This window comes from Poseidonocella sp. HB161398 (assembly GCF_005870025.1).
Lineage (GTDB): Bacteria > Pseudomonadota > Alphaproteobacteria > Rhodobacterales > Rhodobacteraceae > Mangrovicoccus.
The window spans coordinates 1-17,090 of record NZ_VATA01000023.1 but is presented as its reverse complement, the minus strand read 5'-3'; the positions used below and the strand labels follow the sequence as shown (position 1 = coordinate 17,090).

The window sequence follows — 17,090 nt, the reverse complement described above, 5'->3', positions numbered from 1 at the left end:
CGAATTGGGCGCGCGGGCGGCCTCCGTCATCGCGCGGCCCTGCGCCGCTGCAGCAGGAGCGCCGCCGGAAGCAGGATCGCGACATTGCCGACCGCCGCTGCCATCAGGGGCAGACCGGGCGCGGCGGCGGCGGCGATCCACGGCCAGAGCAGCACGAGGTCGAGCGCGGCCATTGCCGCAATCGCCGCCCCGAGAAGCAGCGGCAGCCGTCCCGCCCGTCCCCCGGCGCGCAGCATCCGCCGCAGGCTGGCAAGCGCCCGCGCCGCATCCGACCGGATCACCAGCAGCGCCGGAACTAGCGCCAGCACGATGAAGAACCCCGCCGAGAGGCCCCAAACCAGGGTCACCACCGTGGGCTTCAGGAACAGCGAGGTCCGGCTCTCCTCGAACATCAGCGGCGCGAGCCCCAGTACCGTGGTCAGCGTGGTCAGCAGGATCGGCCGCAGGCGCTCTCCTGCCGCCCGGACCGCGGCCGCGGCGACCGGCATGCGGCGCGCATGCTCCTGCACGGTGGTCACCAGCACGATCGCGTCGTTGATGACGATGCCCGACGTGCCGATCAGGCCGATCAGCGTGAAGAGCGAGAAGGCCAGCTCGAACTGCGCATGGCCCCAGACCGCGCCGATCAGGCCGAAGGGGATCACCGCCATGACGACTAGCGGCGCCGACCAGCTGCCGAAGACCCAACCCAGCACCAGGTAGATCCCCAGCACGCAGAGCAGGAAGCCGACCATGGCCTCGCCGAGGAAGTCATCCTCCTGCACCGCCAGCCCGCCCAGATCCCAGCCGAGCCCGTGCGCCTGCGCGATCCGCGGCAGGATGTCCCCGCGCAGCGCCCCGGCGATCTCGGCGGCGCGCACCGGGTCGTCCTCGGAGAGTGCGCCGGTCACGGTGACCAGCTGCCGCCCGTCCTCCCGGGCGATCGAGGCGAAGGCCGGGTGGCTCTCTATCGTCACCAGCTCGCCCAGCGGCACCCATGCGCCCGAGGGCGCGCGCATCAGCGTGTCCTCCAGGAAGCCTGCGGTCAGCTCGGCGTCCGGCACCTGCACCACGATCTCCGCCGTGCGGCTGCCTGCGGGGAATTCCGCCGCGGTGATGCCGTTGAGCCGCCCGAACAGCTCTGCACCGATCCCGGCGGTGGTGAATCCCAGCGCCTCGCCCACCGGGGTCAGCCGCAGCACCATGTCGTCGCGCCCCCAGGGCAGGCTGTCCTGCAGCCCGGTGACCTCGGGATAGCCGCGCAGCTCGGCGATCAGCTCGGTGGCTGCGGCCTTCAGCGCGAAGCCGTCCCCGCCGTGGAAATTGACCGACAGCGAGTCGCCGCCCGGTCCCAGCCCCTGGCTGCGGAAACTCAGCACGGCAAGGTTCGGGGGCAGCCGGATCTCGGCATTGAGTGCCCGCACCAGCTCCTGCGCGGTGAAGTTGCGGTGGTCAGCGCCGATCAGACCGATATCAACCGAGCCCAGGGTGTCCGGGTCCATCGTGTCCTCGCCCGGCAGCCCCTTCGCGCCGGTGCCGCCGACCTCGCTGAGCACATGGACCAGCGGCGGCGTCCCGTCCGGCCCGGCGAGTTTCTGTCCCACCGCCGCGGCTGCGCGCTCCAGCTCGGCGGCGAAGGCGGTGCTCTCCGCGCGGGTCGCGCCCGGCAGGAAGGCGAAATTGCCGGTGACCGAGGGCCGCTCCGGCGCGGTGTAGAAGGCCCAGGGCACGTCGCCGCGCAGGAGCGCCGCGCCCGACACCGACAGCAGCAGCAGCATCGCCGCGGCGAAGGGATAGCGCAGCCGGATGATCCACCGCATCAGCGGCACGAAGAGCGCAGCATTGACTCGTTCGAAATTGCGGTTGAACCACTGGCTCGGCCAGTCGATCCAGCTGTTCTTCCGCCCGTGTTCCAGCGCGTGGCGCATGTGGTTGGGCAGGATCAGGAAGCTTTCCACTAGCGAGGCAGCCAGCACGGCGGTCACCACGAAGGGAATGTCCGAGATCAGCGAGCCGAACTCGCCGCCGATGAACCACAGCGCGACGAAGGCCAGCACCGTCGTCGCGGTGGAGGCCGCGACCGGCCCCGCCATCCGCCGCACCGCGCGCACGGGCGCCACCGCGGGGCTTTCGCCCAGGTGCCGCGCGCGCCAGTCGGAGTGCTCGGCCACGACGATCGCGTCGTCGACGATGATGCCCAGCGTGATGATCAGCCCGAAAAGCGACATCATGTTCAGCGTCAGCCCGCCGGCCTGCATCACCGCCACCGCGGACAGCATCGAGACCGGGATGCCCATCGCCACCCAGAAAGCCGTCCGCGCCGACAGGAACAGGAACAGCGTGATCAGGACCAGAACCAGCCCGGCCAGCCCGTTTTCGTAGAGCAGGTTTAGCTGGGCGGTGATGTCGCGCGCGCGGGCATTGATCAGCACCACGTCGCCGCCGGGCGGCATCTCGGCGCGCATCTCCTCCGCCAGCTGCCGCACCGTCGCCTCCATGCCGATCGCGTCGCCGCCCTCGGTGCGGTCGACCCGGATCAGCACCGCGGGATCGCCGCCGAAGCTGTAGGCGCGGCCCGAATCCGACCCGGCCTCGGAAATCTGCGCGACGTTGCGCAGGCGGAGCTTCGATCCGTCCGGATTGACCCGCACCACCAGGTCGCGCAGCTCCTCCGGATCGCGCGTCTCCTCCCCGGCCCTGAGCCGCGCGGTGCCGCCCGCGACATTGCCCGCCGGCCGGGTCTCGGCGGCGCGGGCCACCGCATCGGCGATTTCGCCCAGCTGGATGTCATGGCGCAGCCGCGCCTCCTCGGGCACCGACAGCTCGATCCGGGGCGCGGCGATGCCGGTCACCGTGCTGCGGGTCAGCCCGGCGCGCCAGAGCCGCGCGAGGAAATCGTCGCCGAGCCGCGCCAGCTGGTCCGGGGCGATCGGCGCATGGAGCACCACCTCGGTAACCTTGTCCTTCCAGATCGCCGCCTTCACCACCGGCGCCTCGGCCCCGGCAGGCAGCGTCGTCACCCCGTCGACCGCCGCCTTGACCTCTTCGGTGGCGCGGCCCAGGTCGCGGCCCGGCTCCATCGCCAAGGTGATCGTGGTCGAGCCGTCGGTGGAGACCGCCGCCGAGCCGGTCACGCCCTCGACCGAGCGCAGCGCCGGATCGAGCAGCGCCACCACCCCGCGGTCGAGCTCGCCCGGCCCGGCCCCGTCCCATTTCACTGTGACATTGACGGTGTCGACCACCACGTCGGGAAAGAACTGCGAGCGGATCTGCGAGACCGACATCAGTCCGAGGGCCAGCATGACGATCATCACGAAGCTTGCTGCCGTGCGGTGCCCGGCGAAATAGGCGAGGATGCCGCTGCGCTCCGGCGCCATTACCGGCCCTCCGCCATCTTGGCCTCGAGCCGTTCAACCGTGGCGCGGGGCACCTCCGGACGCGACAGCTCCTCGAGGAACGTCGCCCGGTTTTCCGGTTTCATCGCCGTGCTCGCCTCGACGTAGGCGATGATCGCCGCGCGGCGCGCGTCATCGATCGGCAGCGTGTCTGGCGGCGGCGGCGCGGGCGGCGCAGCGGTGGTTTCCGGCGCGGCCGCGACCGGCTCGACCTTCAGCCCGGCGCCGAGCTGGGCCGAGCGCGCCAGGACATAGCGGCTGCCGAAGGGCGCATCGCCGACCACCAGCATGTCGCCCTGAAGCCTGAGCGGCCGGACCTCCGCCTCGGCCAGCCGGTTGTCCTCGCCGACGAGCAGGATGCGCCCGTCCGCCGAGGCCGCCGCGGCGGGAATGACCGCGACGCCCGACAGCGGGGCCTCCTTCAGCAGGACGGTGACGAAATCGCCCGGACGCACCAGCCGCGGGTCGGGCGCCTCGAGCCGGGCGAAGAGCAGCCGTCCGACCTGTCCGTCGGCATTGGCTGCCCCCGCGCGGTCCAGAACCGCCGGGATCGGCTGGCCGCTGCGCTGCGCCGTCACCGCGACCTCCGCCGCGGGTAGCCACCCTTCAGGGCCCAGAAGCCGCGCGAACTGGGTGTTGGTGACGCGGAAGGCAGCCTCCAGCGCGGACGGGTCGATCAGCGTGCCCAGTTCCCCGCCCGCCGAGACCAGCGCGCCGAGCGAGACCGAAACCGTGTCGATCACCCCCGCGAAGGGCGCATGATAGGTCGCGTCCTCCACGGCATTCTCCGCATCCGCCAGCGCGATCCGCGCCCGGTCGAGAAGGATGCCCGCCTGGGCCACCCGCGCCTCGCCCCCGGCAACCACCTGGCGGCGGTTGATCAGCAGTTGATCGGCCGCGGCGCGGGCCAGCCCCGCCGCTTCGACATCCGCCGCGGTGCCGACGCCGCGGTCGCGCAGGCCCTCTTGGCGCTTCAGCGCCTGGCTCCTGAGGGCGAGCTGCGCCTCGGCGGCGGCTGCCTCCAGCCGCGCCAGATCCAGCGCCGCGCGGGTTTCGGCCAGGGTCGCCTCCGCTTCGGCCAGATCGGTCCTGGCGAGCGCCGCGGCCGTCTCCAGCCGGGCGGGGTCGACGCGGAACAGCACCTCGCCGGCCGCGACCCGGCCGCCCTCGCGGAAATTCGGCGACAGGGCGGTGATCTCGCCCGCTACCTGCGCGCGCAGCTCAAGCGACCGGCCGCTGGCCAGCGTGCCGTAGGCGGTGATTTCCGGCACCACGTCCTCCGGCTCCAGAATCGCGGTCTGTACCGCATAGAGCCGCTCCTTCGGCGTCTTGGCCGGTGCGGCGCGAAGCGCGCCGTCCCGCGCCGCCTGCCAGAGCACTCCGCCTGCGAGCGCGAGCAGGAGCAAGGTGGCGGAGATCATGGCGAGGCCCTGGAACAGGCGGGTTCGGGTCGACATGGCGGGCCTCTTCTGCGGCGGATCCGGCGAAACACTCTCTCATATCAGAATGTTCATAAATGACTTGGCGCAAATGCGGCATTTGACTGCAGCTTGCGCCAGGTCCGGCCGTTCCGCCAGGGACCGGGAAGGGAACCGCCGCGGCACTCTCAAGTTGCCGAGCGCTCCAGATGGCGGTAGCCTGATTTCATGCTCAACGTCGAAGACTTGTCCCGGATCAAAGGCTTCCGCTTCCCGCGAAACGTCATCGGCTATGCCGTGTGGGCGTATCACCGCTTCGCCCTGAGCCTGCGCGACCACGAGAATCTCCCGGCTGAGCGCGGCGTCACGGTTCCCCATGAGACGATGCGCGGCCGGGTTGGCCGCTTTGGCCATCAATTTGCCGCAAGCATCCGGCGGGGCCGTCCGGCTCCTGCGGACAAGTGGCATCTCGACGAGGTCGTCATCCGGATGAACGGCAAGGCCGATTGGCTGTGGCGTGCGGTGGATGCGAACGGCGACGTTCTCGATATCCTGGTCCAGCCGCAGCGCAAAAAGGATGCTGCATAGCCATCATCTCTATCCCAGCGGCGCCCCGATGCCCATCGCGCAAATGCGGCTTGGCGCGGATCCGGTCCTGCCCTGGGCGGCCCATGCCGGAACCGGCCTCGTCTATACCCGCCTCACCAGCCGCAGCTTGGCCAAGCGCCTCGCCGAGCACCGCCGCGCCGCCCATGCGGGGAGCGGCACGCTGTTCCACCAGGCGCTGCGCGGCAGCTTCTACGCGGTGGCGAAGACCGAGCACGAGAGCCCGCCTCGCCTCCTCCCTGCCTGCGGCCAGCGCCTTTCCATCGAACCGGGTGCAGATCGCATTCCCCGAGATTGCCATTCCATTTTCCTCCGGACGACTGGGTCCGGTCCCCTCCCCTATGCCAACAGGTCATCCACCGTGATCCCGAGTGCCCCGGCCAGGGCGTGGAGGGTTCCGGCAGAGCCCTGCTTGCGGCCGGTCTCGATTTCGGCGACCGTCACCCGGCCCACCCCGGCATTGGCGGCAAGCTCGGCCTGGGTCAGGCCCCGGAGATCGCGATAGACACGCAGCGGGCTTTCGCCGTTCAGCAGGCGGTTGGCGAAGTCCGCGGGGATCAGCTCCTCCTCGCCCGCGGCAAGGCCGGACATCGCACGGTCATGGGCCTGCAGATCGGCAAGGTCCTCCGCCGCGGCCCGCAGCCGGTCGTACTCTTCGCGGGGAATGGTCACCATCTCGTTCATGTCGTGCCCTTTCACTCGTAGATGCCGCCGCGCGGCCCGATCTCGAGGACGGCGAGGACATTGCCGCCGTCATCCATGATCACCCGCCAGTTTCCGACCCGCAGACGGATGCCGCTCCGCCCCTTGAGGGACTTGACGTTGTTTGCCTGCGACGCCGGGTCCGCGGCATAGGCCTCGATCTTCGAGCGGATCAGCGCAGCGGTATTCGCAGGCATTTTCCGCAATATCCGGATCGCGGATTTCGTGTAGCTGATCTGCCTCATGGTGTAGCTTTAGGCGACACGTAATATCCAGTCAAGCAAAATGTCGCCTAAAGCTACATAGACGCAGTATCTCTCTCAGCCCGTCGAGTCGCAGCATCACGCGGAATTTACGCCTGCCCTCGCCGGCAGCGGCAGTTTCCGGCTGGTCTGAAGCCCCTTCCTGGCCTCTTCTGTCCAAGGCAGAAAGGTGAACACATGAAGCCTGAACTTTTCCTCGGATGCGCGGATTGCGGCGGGAGTGCCAGCTTCTTCGGAAATGGCCTGATTTACACGAACCAGGTCGAGGTGCGGCGCCAGCTGGCGCTCCAGGACGATTACATCTGGATCGGCGATTGGAAGGACCTTCCGAAGACGCTCCAACTGTGCACCGCCTGCCTTGCGGACAGGGAAAAGGCCCGTCAGCTCGAGCATATCGGTTCCGGCCCCGAACGCATCCAGCGGGCACCGTGCAGCGAAAACGCCTATGCGCCTCTGTTCCTCGTCGGCGCACTGAGGATGCAAAAAATCTACGAAGACGACTATCCTCCCGAAATCCTGGAGCCAACTCACCCGGTGCTCGATAGCGATTTCGAAGCAATCGGCCGGATCCGGCGCGAGATCTCGGCCGATGTCGTGGGCGCCGAGCCAGTCCGCGAACTTTTCCATGCAAGCGGAACACATGCGATCAGTGTGGGCAAGGCCCATGTGGTCGCCGCAATGTCGCTCAGGCTCTGGGAACAGCGCAAAAAGCTGGAACGATCCGCCGCGAAATGGGCCCGGAAGCGCTGGCGTCTCGATCGGGACTGGGAGGAGCTCACCCGCCGTCCGCCCGCCTGAACTGGACAGGCCCTGCCCCAGCCGATCCGGCGGCGATGCGCAGTGAGAGGTGCTTCTGTTCGGCCTGCCGCTCCGGCAGAAAGAGCCAGTTGTGACTCAGCATGCAAAAGTCCCCCGGCATCCGGGCGATAGGCGCCGAAAGGGGGCTCTGACTTCGGTAACGGGGCCGTCTCCGTCAAGCGTTTTCGGCCAAGCGGCCTGATCCGCCAGAGCGGTGTTTCGGTAGATCAGGTTGCCGTCCGTCACTGGTGCGCGTGGCCTCGCTGCTGGGGTTTCCCTGGGTGCATGCTTCGGTCCGTGGTCAGCGCGGCGGCTGCCAACATGATGCTGGTTCGATGCAATTCCGGCGTGCCCATCTCAATTTCGGGCTCGCCTTCGAAGGCGGCAACAGTCAGAGCCACGGCATCGCCGGAACTACGTCCCCATGGGACCTCGGAGGCCCGCGTCCCGTCGGACGGCAAGCGAAGTGGCGGGCCGGTCAGATCATCGCGGGTGCCGAGTCCGGCTGGAAGGCCGTGCCGTCGCGCCACATGCGGTGCAGAACGACCGCGATCCGGCGGGCGAGCGCCACCATCGCGCGCTTGTTGCCGCGGCGCTTCGCGACCCGCGCCGCCCATGTTCGCAGCCATGACGCGCGGCCGCGGTGCAGCAGGACGGTTGCCGCCTGGCAGAGCGCGCGGCGCAGGCCCGTGTCACCCGCCTTGGTGATGCCACCGGTGATGTCGCGCTCGCCGGATTGCTGCCGGGACGGCGTGAGCCCGGCCCAGGGCCCGGCCTTCTTCGAGGAGGCGAAGCGCGCCGGGTCGTCGACCGCCGACTTGAAGGTCAGTGCCTCGACCGCTCCGATCCCCGCTGCCCGGCAGGCGATTGCCTGCAATCGCCGAGAGGGGGCATGGTCATCAGCAGGCCGCAGACCGGGTCGTCCTGAGCGAGCTGCCGGACCTGCCTCTCGAGTCCCGCAAGTTCCCGGCGCAGGCTGGCGCGGGCGCGCAGCATCGGGCCAGTTGCGGCTTCCAGCATGGCATTTCCCCCGGCCATTTCCAGGATGCGGGCTTCGAACCCGCCCCTGGAAATTGTCCCGACCTTCAGCCCGAAATTCCGCAGGAGTCCGCGGAGCGACATTTCCAGGTTGATCATGCCCTTCTTGACCGCCTCGCGCGCCGCGAGCAGCGCCCGGACTTCCTGCGCCGAGACGGACTTGCAATGGACCGGCCGGAACCAGCCCAGATGCGAGCCGCCGGGCGATGCCCTCGGCGTCCCGCCGGTCGGTTCGGCGGCAGATCGGTCCCCCGGACCGATCTGTGTTCCGCCTCACTGATCGGCATCGCCTTCAGCGCGCCCTTGACCTGGCGCGTCTCCATGAGGACCGCGTCGAAGCCGGCATCGGCCAGCCCGCGATGCAGCCATTGCGACAGCGGTCCGGCCTCGAGGCCGATCACGGCGATCTCGCCGGGCTGCTCCGTCGCGAATTTCGCCAGCGCCTCCGGATCGCTGGCAATCTCCGCTTCCCTGACGATCCTGCCGTGTTCGTCGAGCATGCAGGCCGCCGTCTTCGCAAACGAGACGTCGAGGCCAATGAACAGCTTCATTCCGCATTCCTCCTGCCAGAACAGATACGGGAGCGTCGCCAGCCGCCCGCTTGGCGGGCAAGCGCAACATGCGGGCGGCGCGGGACGCAGGCCCCGTTACGGCATCTCGATTTTGATGCAGGCCGCGCATGCGCGGCCCCTATCTTTCTGAGTAAGTTCAGGAGGATAAGCGAGATGCAACGATTGAGCATGAAAACGCTGCTTCCAGCTGGTCTTGTCGTGGAGAAAGTCTCCGCCGGTGTCGGCCTCATCGAAATCTCCGCACGCTCCGCCGCCGTTTCGGCGGCCTGCCCGTGCTGCGGGAGAAGATCCCACCATGTTCACAGCCATTACGTCCGCCAGCTCGCCGACCTGCCTGCGCACGGGCTGGAAGTCCGGGTTCTCGTCACGGTCCGGCGCTTCCGGTGTTGCGCGCAGCGATGCCCCCAGGCGATTTTCTCGGAACGCCTCCGTCCGGAGGCCGCTCGTCCTTGGGGACGGCGGACAACGCGGATGCGGGGCCTCGTCCGGCATCTCGCCCTGGCCCTCGGCGGCCGCCCCGCCCCGCCCAGGCCCTGGGAGGGCGGCTCCTGCTCCGCGTCAGCAGGGACACTTTCCTGCGCAGCCTCCCGGCCGATGGCACCCGGGACATGGCGGAGCCACGGGTGATCGGCATAGATGACCGGGCCTGGCGGAAGGGGCAGCGCTACGGAACGCTGATCTGCGACCTCGAACGGCACCGGGTCATTGACCTTCTGCCTGACCGCGAACCGGCAACGGTCGAAGCCTGGCTGAAGGATCACCCCGGCATCGGGATCGTCGCCCGCGACCGCAATAGTGGCTATGCGGGCGCGGTGGCGCGGGCCTTGCCGGATGCGGTCCATCCTCTCGCGGTTTGCGCGCAAATCGCTGCCGGACAACGGGTTGCGGACCGCTGGCATCTGCCCGACTGCGCAGGGAACCGTCGCGCCAGTGGCGCGGCGAAAGTCCCGCAGCAGGCGAGCGAAGCCTTCCTGCTGGCTGTGAAGAAGAGCATGCCCGCGATCCGCAAGGCAGCCGACGCCCTGACGCTGGACCCCAAGATGCTGAGCGCCGCGGAAAAACTGCAATACGAGGGCTTCCTGCGGCGCCGGCCAACCAGCCAGTTGGTCCGGCAACTCGCAGATAGTGGCATGGCCTGACCGGCAGATCATGCGCCAGACCGGCCGCAGCCGGAAGCTCGTCCGGCAGGTCCTTCGCGGCGAGCGCGAAGATGTCTTCCGCATCCGCGAGAGCAGCCTGACGCCGTGGCTGCCCAAGCTGGAACGGGAATGGTCAGGTGGCTGTGCGGCCCGGCGCCGAGCTCTGGCGCCGCCTGCGTGCTGACGGATTCCGCGGCAGTCTCCGTGTTCTGCGACTTCGATCGATCCCGCGGATCGATCGACCTGCTTCGCAGACCGTCTTGAACTCGGCGAATGGGCCACTCGTCAGCGCCGCGCAGGGCGGGTGCTCTCCGCTGGGACGGGAAAAGCGCCGCCCGCCCGCAAGATCGCGCGGCTGCTGACACTGGGCCGGGATCATCTGAACCGGGAAGACGCGCTTACGGTGGCCCGCGTCGAGGCGGCGCTGCCGGCCTTGGCAACCGCCAGGACGCTGGCGGACAGGTTCGCCGCATTCGCGCGGACCGATGGCGCACCCGCGCTCATTCCGCAATGGCAAGGAAGCTGCGCTGGCTCCCTGGCTCGAAGAGGCCGAGGACAGCATGCTGGGCGCCTTTGCCCGCGGCCTCCAGAAAGATTGCGACGCGGTGGCCGCGGCCCTGACCGAGCCATGGTCCAATGGCCAGACAGAAGGTCAAATCAACCGCCTGAAGATGCTGAAGCGGCAAATGTACGGCCGGGCTGCTCACTGTCTGGCGGCGGGAAGCTGGCGTCAGCGGCAGCGCGCGCGGTCGCCGTACGGTGACCCCGCCGCAGGGGCCGCTTCAATTCGTGCCGATCACTCTTGCCGCTTCGGAAGCTCCGCTGCCTTCCGCGGCGCGGCGCCCGGAAGAGCCGGGCAGCACGGCCTGCGGCCGGATCGAGCTCGAGATCGGCGGGGGCCGCATGGTCCTGACCGGGCCCGTCGACCCCGTTGTCGTGACTGCGCTCGTCGCGGCGTTGCGCGCATCATGATCCTGCCGACAGTTGGCGTGAAGATCGTCGTCGCCACGACGCCGATCGACTTCCGGCGCGGCATCAACGGACTGGTGGCGATCGTCGCCAGCGCGCTCGCAGCCGACCCGTATTGCGGTGACGCCTTCATCTTCCGACCGCGCCGCGCGGACAGGTTGCGACTGATCTTTTGGGACGGCAGCGGCATGGTTCTGGCCACGAAGTGGCTTGAGGGCCGCCGGTTCGCCTGGCCTGCTCCCGGGGATGGCGCGATGGTGCTGACGCGCGAGGAGTTCGGGTTGCTCCTGGCCGGCCTGGATTGGACGAAGGCTCGACGCCCAGCTGTCAAAAGGCCCGTATATATTGTCTGAACTATCTGTATTTGTTTGAGTTTTGTCGCCTGCATGGTATGGTTCGCCATGCAGGCTGACAGCACTTTGATCCCAACTGATGCGCCCGGTTTGACGCGGCTCGTGAAGGCCCTTCAGGCCGAAAATGCAGAGTTGCGCGTCTATGCCACCCTGCTGCGGATCATGATCTTCGGCGCCAAAACCGAGAAGCTTGCGACGCTTGATCCCACGCAGACTGCCCTAGATCTCGGGGACCTGGCGGATTTGCCTGCAGCTGCAAATGATGACGCTCCGACGACGCCAGAGGTGCGGGACGCGCCAAAGACCGCCACGCCGCGCGCGGCGGCACGCAACATGGGGGCACTGCCGCGGCATCTGCCCCGCGTCGAGGCCGTCATCGAACCCGAAGACGCAGGCTATGCCTGCTGTGGCGCCCTGCGGGTGCGCATCGGCGAGGATGTCAGCGAAGCGCTGGATGTCGTGCCCGCGCGGCTGCGTGTCATCCGCACGATCCGTCCGAAGTATGCCTGCCGGCACTGCCAGGAGCGCGTCGTTCAAGCGCCGGCACCTGCCCGGGTGATGTCTGGTGGCATGGTCAGCACGGCGCTGGTGGCCCATGTTGCGGCCGCCAAATTTGCATGGCACCTGCCGCTGTACCGGCAGACGCAGATCTTCGCCGACCATGGCGTCCAGCTTGACCGCGGCACGCTGAGCGGCTGGATCGCACGCGCCGCCTGGTGGCTCAAGCCCCTGCATGAGCGGCTGCTGCGCTTCATCCTGGCGCAGCCGCGGGTCTTCTGTGACGAGACACCTTTGCCCCGGCTCGCCCCCGGCCGCGGCCGAACCAAGGTGAGCCAGCTCTGGGCCTATGCCGTCGACGACCGGAACTGGCGGGGCCCCGCACCGCCAGCCGTGGCCTATGTCTACACCGAGGGACGCGGCGCGCAGGATCTTCTGGCGCACCTGGGCGGCTTTGCCGGCGTTCTCCAAGTAGATGGGTTTGGCGCTTACAAGACCGTGGCCAAGCAGCGTCGCAAGAGCAACGCCGCCCCGCTCGAGCTTGCCTTCTGCCTTGCCCATGCCCGGCGCAAGTTCGCGGACGTGTTCAAGACGACCCAGTCGCGGGCGGCGCTCGAGGTCCTGGGCCGGATTGCAAAGGTCTACGAGGTGGAGAAGCGCATCCGTGGCCTGAGCGATGCCGAACGGCTGGCGGTGCGCAAGGCGGAGAGTGCGGCCCTGATGGAGGATCTGAAGCGGCAGCTGACAGAGTTCCGCGACGCCGTCGCTTCGCAGTCCTCGATCGGCAAGGCCGCGGCCTATACCTTGAAGCATTGGCAAGGACTGACTGTCTTCCTGCAGGACGGTCGGATCGAGGTGGACAGCAACATCGTCGAGCGCGCCATCAAGCCGGTGTGCCTGACGAGAAAGAACGCACTCTTCGCCGGCTCTGCCAGCGGCGGCGAGAGCTGGGCTGTCTTGGCCTCGCTGGTCAACACCTGCAAGATGAACGACATTGACCCAGAGACCCGGCTCTCCGACGTGCTCGAGCGCATCGTCTCGGGGCGCACCACCATCAACCGGCTCGATGAGCTTCTGCCCTGGAACTGGAAGGCGGCACGCCTGGCCAAGGCCAACGACACTCTGGAGGCGCAGGCTGCATGAACACATCCACCCCGACCAGTGCGCCGAAGCGGCTCATGCTCGACGAGAAGGACTTCTTCGCTTTCCTCCGTGCGCAGCGCCCCAGTCCGCCCGCCACCGATCCGCAAACCCTGGATGGATACCTCACCGCGCTCATCATCGGGCCGCACTTCATCGATCCCCGCCAGTGGATCCCGTCCTTCGTCGGCGAAGGTGCCCTCATGGCGCCCGAGCACACGACCGAGGCCAAGGCGGTCCAGTCCCTGGTTGCGGCCTACAACGCGATCTCCTCGGGGCTGGGCGACACGCCCGGGACCTGGCGCCCGCGGCTGGTGGCGCACGGCGATGCGGCGGCTGCGCCCTACCTGTGGGCAGGTGGCTTCCTGCTCGGGACGAAGTTCGCGCCCAGGCTCTGGAAACCGGTATTGCAGGGAGCAGAGGGCGACCTGATAGGACCGATCAGAGAAATGGCCGACCCCCGCGCCAACCTTGATGCCGCCGCTGTCGCGAAGGTTGCCAGGGCTGTCGTCGCCATCCGCGCGCACTTCATGCCGCGCAGGGCAAAGTCCTTCCGCTGAGAGCGATCCGCCCGTCAAGGCCGGTCGACAGCGGCCGGCTCGTGACGCTCACGATCGATCCGTTCCGCGACGCCCTCGACCGGTTGCTCGAGGAGAACTCCCGCCGCCCGAAGCGCGAGAGGCTGACCCGGATCCGGATTTTCGAGGAGCTTCAGACCCAGGGCTATGAAGGCGGCCCTGCCGCCACAGCACTGGCTGGCCGTAGTTCATCTCCTTAACCGGCTCAGGAAGCTTCATTGGGACGTCTAGCGGTCGGGCGGAGTGGCACGAAATAGTGGCATACCTTAGTGGCATAAAACTGCAATAACCTTGAATAAGCCTTCACAACGCAGATACTTAGATAAACAACTTAGTGGCACGAAATGGAGTTCTGGCGTGGCTGAGATTATCATCGCCCCTACGCGAATCGAGCCTGCCCGTATCGAGGATCTGCCGATCAAGCTGGCCGACTCCGCCCTGGCTTTAGCGTCCGCTACCACAAAGCTGGGTCGAAACCTGCCCGACGAAACCTTGACCGAGGTGGCCACGATGATCCGGGTGATGAACAGCTACTACTCGAACCGGATCGAGGGCAACAACACCCGTCCCCGGGAGATCGAGCGCGCCTTGTCAGGCACCTTCGATGCCGACCCGAAGCGCCGTGCCCTGCAACAGGAAAGCGCCGCCCACGTCCGCATCCAGGCACAGATCGATGCCCTGGCCGCGGCCGGCACACTCGGAGACCCGACCGGACCCGACTTCATCCGCTGGCTCCACGCGGAATTCTACCGGGACCTCGACGCCTCCGCCCTGACGATCCGGGAAGGCGCGCACCCGGTGGTCATGGTGCCAGGAGAATGGCGTGACGGGGACGTGGAGATCGGCGAGCATGTGCCTCCGCCCCATGACAAGGTGCCGGCCTTCATGGATCACTTCCATGAGCGCTTCCGGCTTGACTGGCTGCACGGGCAGACGGCCCGGATCCTCGCGGTGGCCACGGCCCACCACCGGCTCAACTTCATCCATCCATTCTACGATGGCAACGGCCGCGTCAGCCGGCTCATGAGCCATGCTCTGGCCCATCATGCCGGGATCGGTGCCAGCGGCCTCTGGTCGGTCTCCCGGGGGCTCGCCCGCGGACTGGAGAGAGGAATACCCGGGCGCGACGAGTACAAGTCCATGATGCATCTGGCCGACCGAGTTCGGCAGGGCGATCGGGACGGGCGAGGCAATCTCTCCCTTGCGGCACTGACCACCTATACCGACTGGTTCCTGAAGGTCTGTCTCGATCAGGTGGAGTTCATGGACGAGCTTCTGGGATTTGACGTGATGGGCAAGCGTCTGGCGCGCTATGCGACGAGCCGCGACTTCCGTGCCGGCGCGTCCGATCTGTTGCGGTCAGTCCTCGTTCGGGGAGAAGTTGATCGCGGGGATGCAGCGGCCATCCTGGGCGTGGCGCCGCGCACCGCGCGCGCCGTTATCAAGGAACTCACCGATGATGGGGTGCTGGGGTCCACCACGCCCCGCGCGCCACTGCAACTGCGCTTCCCCAGTCAGACGCACGAGATGCTTTTCCCCCGCCTCTTTGAAGCCTGATACCGCACCTCACGGGCGCGCGATGTACCTCGGGTGGAGGCGTTGTTGGACAAATCAGCTGGCGACCGCAGTCCCCCTTTCCCCGGAAACACTTATCCTACAGCCACCGTCACCGGTATGCCGAGCGCCGTGAAGCGGTTCAGGACCGCCACCCGGATCTGGACCTCCGTCACCTGGCGGTCGAAATGCCGTGACATCAGCCGCTGCCCGAGCAGCTTCACGCAGTTCATTTTCGTTTCCACCCTGCTGCGCCGTAAGCATCCGGCGAGGGCCGCGGTCATGCGGCCTTGCGTGATTGGGCGCTTTGTGCCGTCCAGTTCCAGGGCAGCAGCTCAGGCACGCGCGAGACCTTGGTGTCAGGCAGATCCGCTCGCAATCCCGGCAGATGGCCGCGCAAGCTTTCCTCGACAATTCGGACCTTGTCCGCGTCGTCCCAGTGCCGTCGGCGAACGCCGTCTGCAGCGGACAGGACTTCAATTTTGGGTTCGAACATAAGGTCGCGCATAAGGTCGGACCTATCACCGAAGCACCAACCCCGTCAGGCGGCCCTCGCCGGATGAATACGCTGCGCCGGTGGTACCCGCTCCAGTTCCGCCAGAGCGCCCGGCCTGCGGCCCAAGTGCTTGGACGCCCGCAGGATCTCGTTGCGTGCCCGGGCTCCGGCGGTGTCCGGCTTCCATGGCCCTGCGGTTCGTCTCGGCGGAATGACCGCCGCCGCGCCGCGGGCCACGATGGCGTCATGGCAGCCGCGGGTGTCATAGGCGCCGTCGGCGGTAACGGTGGCGATCTCCTCGCCCGCCGGGAGCTGGGCGAGCAGGTCGGGCAGCATCGGCGCGTCGCCGAGATTGCCGGAGGTGACCTCGACGGCGCGGATCTCCAATGTTTGCTCGTCGATCCCGACGTGGATCTTGCGCCATGAGCGGGCCGCGCCACCGGTCCGAGCGGCAGCGCGACTGCGCCGTTTCGAGCCACCATGCTTGCGCGTGTGCCACTCGCCTTCGCCTTCCACCTTGATCCCTGTACTGTCGATTAGCAGGTTCAGCGCGCCTTTCGAACCGCGATAGGGGATGGTGACGTCCAAGGTCTTCTGGCGACGCGACAGGGTGCTGAAGTCGGGCACGGACCAGTTGAGTCCGGACAGCTCCAGCAGGTTCGCCACGAAACCGGTGGTTTGCCGGAGTGGCTGGCCGAGCAGGACCTTGAGGGTCAAGCAGGCCTAGATCGCCGCGTCGCTATAGTCTTGCTGACGGCCGCGACGCCCCGATGGGATGGCCTCCCATTGCATCGAAGGATCGAACCAGACGGTCAGCGATCCGCGCTGCCTCAGCGCCTGATTGTAGCTCGTCCAGTTGGTCGTCTTGTAGGTCGGCTTCGGAGGTTTGCTCATGCTGCCCAGCTACCATGCTGGATTCACAAGATGAATCCTTCTGGATTTGCGCAACATGTATAACCGCCCCTTGCGCAAGAGGGTTTTCGGAGCATTTTGGCGCGGTGTCGGGTGCTGACATGCATCCGGCCTCATGGTGCGGCCTTCTCCATGCCGCGGGCCCGCATGGTGTTCGCGGATCGGCTCCAAATCAACGCCGCGTGCTCGATGGCACTCTGTTGCGCCCTGGTTTTCCGATCCTGTCTCACGACCGTTGCGCCAAGCTGCTCCTAGCCCTCCTCCGCTCCGACGTCTCACGACCGGTGGCTGGCCTTACGCCGCCATGGCCGGAGCCCGGTAGGTCTCTCCGCTCTTCATCAAGGCCCAGACGATGCGCGCCGCTCGCGATGCGCTCAGACCGTGTATGGATGGCTCCCGCGTGGCAAGGACGTTTCGTGGGCTTCAAGCGTCTGGTCGGGTGCGGCCATGTATTCGGCGTCTGTCTGCAGCACGGTGGCTGAAGCATGCCCAGGGGCTGAGCAAGCGGGCGATCGCCACGTCGCTCGGGCTGGGAAAAGGAACTGTCGGGGCCTAAATCGGGCGGGCCCGGAAGGCCGGGCTGGGCTGGGCTGGGCTGGGCTGGGCTGGCCGCTGCCGGAGGCGCTGTCCGACGACAACCTCGAGCTCCTCCTGTTTCCGGCAGCGCCCTCGGTGCCGGA

General features: G+C 67.8%; 10 protein-coding genes and 5 pseudogenes. 7 read left to right on the top strand and 8 right to left on the bottom strand.

The genetic code is table 11. From position 1 onward, the window contains the following. Window positions 1-26: 26 nt before the first annotated feature. Window positions 27-3,356 (bottom strand): efflux RND transporter permease subunit, encoded by a 3,330-nt coding sequence (locus FGX59_RS18330; RefSeq protein WP_138468582.1) that lies wholly within the window; start codon window positions 3,354-3,356, stop codon window positions 27-29. After that, the gene (locus FGX59_RS18325) at window positions 3,356-4,831 is read right to left on the bottom strand and encodes an efflux RND transporter periplasmic adaptor subunit (RefSeq protein ID WP_138468581.1); all 1,476 of its coding nucleotides are present in this window, start codon (window positions 4,829-4,831) and stop codon (window positions 3,356-3,358) included. The genes FGX59_RS18330 and FGX59_RS18325 overlap by 1 nt, the downstream gene beginning before the upstream one ends. Before the next feature lie 189 nt (window positions 4,832-5,020). On the opposite strand from FGX59_RS18325, the pseudogene FGX59_RS18320 reads away from it, so the two are divergent. Beyond that, window positions 5,021-5,377: pseudogene (locus FGX59_RS18320) on the top strand (transposase); the annotation flags it as partial. Window positions 5,378-5,737: 360 nt separating this feature from the next. On the opposite strand, the gene FGX59_RS18315 reads toward FGX59_RS18320, so the two are convergent. Continuing rightward, window positions 5,738-6,082 carry a helix-turn-helix transcriptional regulator gene (locus FGX59_RS18315; protein ID WP_138468580.1) on the bottom strand — a complete coding sequence of 115 codons (345 nt, stop codon included), beginning with the start codon at window positions 6,080-6,082 and terminating at the stop codon, window positions 5,738-5,740. 11 nt (window positions 6,083-6,093) lie between these two features. Then, window positions 6,094-6,345, bottom strand: a complete 252-nt coding sequence (locus tag FGX59_RS18310) for a type II toxin-antitoxin system RelE/ParE family toxin (protein ID WP_138468579.1) — start codon at window positions 6,343-6,345, stop codon at window positions 6,094-6,096. A 195-nt stretch (window positions 6,346-6,540) separates the two neighbouring features. Between FGX59_RS18310 and FGX59_RS18305 the strand changes: the two genes are divergently transcribed. After that, entirely contained in the window at window positions 6,541-7,161 is a 621-nt protein-coding gene (locus tag FGX59_RS18305) for a hypothetical protein (protein WP_138468578.1), read from the top strand. Window positions 7,162-7,639: 478 nt separating this feature from the next. Here the strand turns inward: FGX59_RS18305 and FGX59_RS18300 are convergent. Next, window positions 7,640-8,750 (bottom strand): annotated as a pseudogene (locus tag FGX59_RS18300) (IS110 family transposase). A gap of 174 nt (window positions 8,751-8,924) precedes the next feature. On the opposite strand from FGX59_RS18300, the pseudogene FGX59_RS18295 reads away from it, so the two are divergent. From FGX59_RS18295 to FGX59_RS18275, 5 genes and pseudogenes are all read left to right on the top strand, one after another. Further along, window positions 8,925-10,611: pseudogene (locus FGX59_RS18295) on the top strand (ISL3 family transposase); the annotation flags it as partial. 288 nt (window positions 10,612-10,899) lie between these two features. Further along, window positions 10,900-11,232, top strand: a complete 333-nt coding sequence (gene tnpB, locus FGX59_RS18290) for an IS66 family insertion sequence element accessory protein TnpB (protein ID WP_240722560.1) — start codon at window positions 10,900-10,902, stop codon at window positions 11,230-11,232. 48 nt (window positions 11,233-11,280) lie between these two features. After that, complete coding sequence (locus FGX59_RS18285) at window positions 11,281-12,873, top strand: IS66 family transposase (RefSeq protein ID WP_138468646.1); 1,593 nt, start codon at window positions 11,281-11,283, stop codon at window positions 12,871-12,873. After that, complete coding sequence (locus tag FGX59_RS18280; RefSeq protein WP_138468577.1) at window positions 12,870-13,430, top strand: UPF0149 family protein; 561 nt, start codon at window positions 12,870-12,872, stop codon at window positions 13,428-13,430. Before FGX59_RS18285 ends, FGX59_RS18280 begins: the two co-directional genes overlap by 4 nt. Window positions 13,431-13,805: 375 nt before the next feature. After that, the gene (locus tag FGX59_RS18275; protein ID WP_206078382.1) at window positions 13,806-15,005 is read left to right on the top strand and encodes a Fic family protein; all 1,200 of its coding nucleotides are present in this window, start codon (window positions 13,806-13,808) and stop codon (window positions 15,003-15,005) included. Between the two features lie 92 nt (window positions 15,006-15,097). Here FGX59_RS18275 and FGX59_RS18270 read toward each other — a convergent pair. The 3 genes and pseudogenes from FGX59_RS18270 to FGX59_RS18260 form a co-directional block, all read right to left on the bottom strand. Further along, window positions 15,098-15,259: pseudogene (locus tag FGX59_RS18270) on the bottom strand (IS5/IS1182 family transposase); the annotation flags it as partial. A 23-nt stretch (window positions 15,260-15,282) separates the two neighbouring features. Continuing rightward, window positions 15,283-15,510: a hypothetical protein gene (locus FGX59_RS38760; RefSeq protein WP_240722565.1), complete on the bottom strand. Its 228-nt coding sequence runs from the start codon at window positions 15,508-15,510 to the stop codon at window positions 15,283-15,285. Between the two features lie 59 nt (window positions 15,511-15,569). After that, window positions 15,570-16,392, bottom strand: a pseudogene (locus FGX59_RS18260) (IS5 family transposase); the annotation flags it as partial. Window positions 16,393-17,090: the final 698 nt, after the last annotated feature.

Coding starts and splice junctions, on each gene's coding strand:
- FGX59_RS18315 (WP_138468580.1), bottom strand. CDS start 6,082: ATGAACGAGATGGTGACCATTCCCCGCGAAGAGTACGACCGGCTGCGG.
- FGX59_RS18325 (WP_138468581.1), bottom strand. CDS start 4,831: ATGTCGACCCGAACCCGCCTGTTCCAGGGCCTCGCCATGATCTCCGCC.
- FGX59_RS38760 (WP_240722565.1), bottom strand. CDS start 15,510: ATGCGCGACCTTATGTTCGAACCCAAAATTGAAGTCCTGTCCGCTGCA.
- FGX59_RS18330 (WP_138468582.1), bottom strand. CDS start 3,356: ATGGCGCCGGAGCGCAGCGGCATCCTCGCCTATTTCGCCGGGCACCGC.
- FGX59_RS18285 (WP_138468646.1), top strand. CDS start 11,281: ATGCAGGCTGACAGCACTTTGATCCCAACTGATGCGCCCGGTTTGACG.
- FGX59_RS18310 (WP_138468579.1), bottom strand. CDS start 6,345: ATGAGGCAGATCAGCTACACGAAATCCGCGATCCGGATATTGCGGAAA.
- FGX59_RS18305 (WP_138468578.1), top strand. CDS start 6,541: ATGAAGCCTGAACTTTTCCTCGGATGCGCGGATTGCGGCGGGAGTGCC.
- FGX59_RS18280 (WP_138468577.1), top strand. CDS start 12,870: ATGAACACATCCACCCCGACCAGTGCGCCGAAGCGGCTCATGCTCGAC.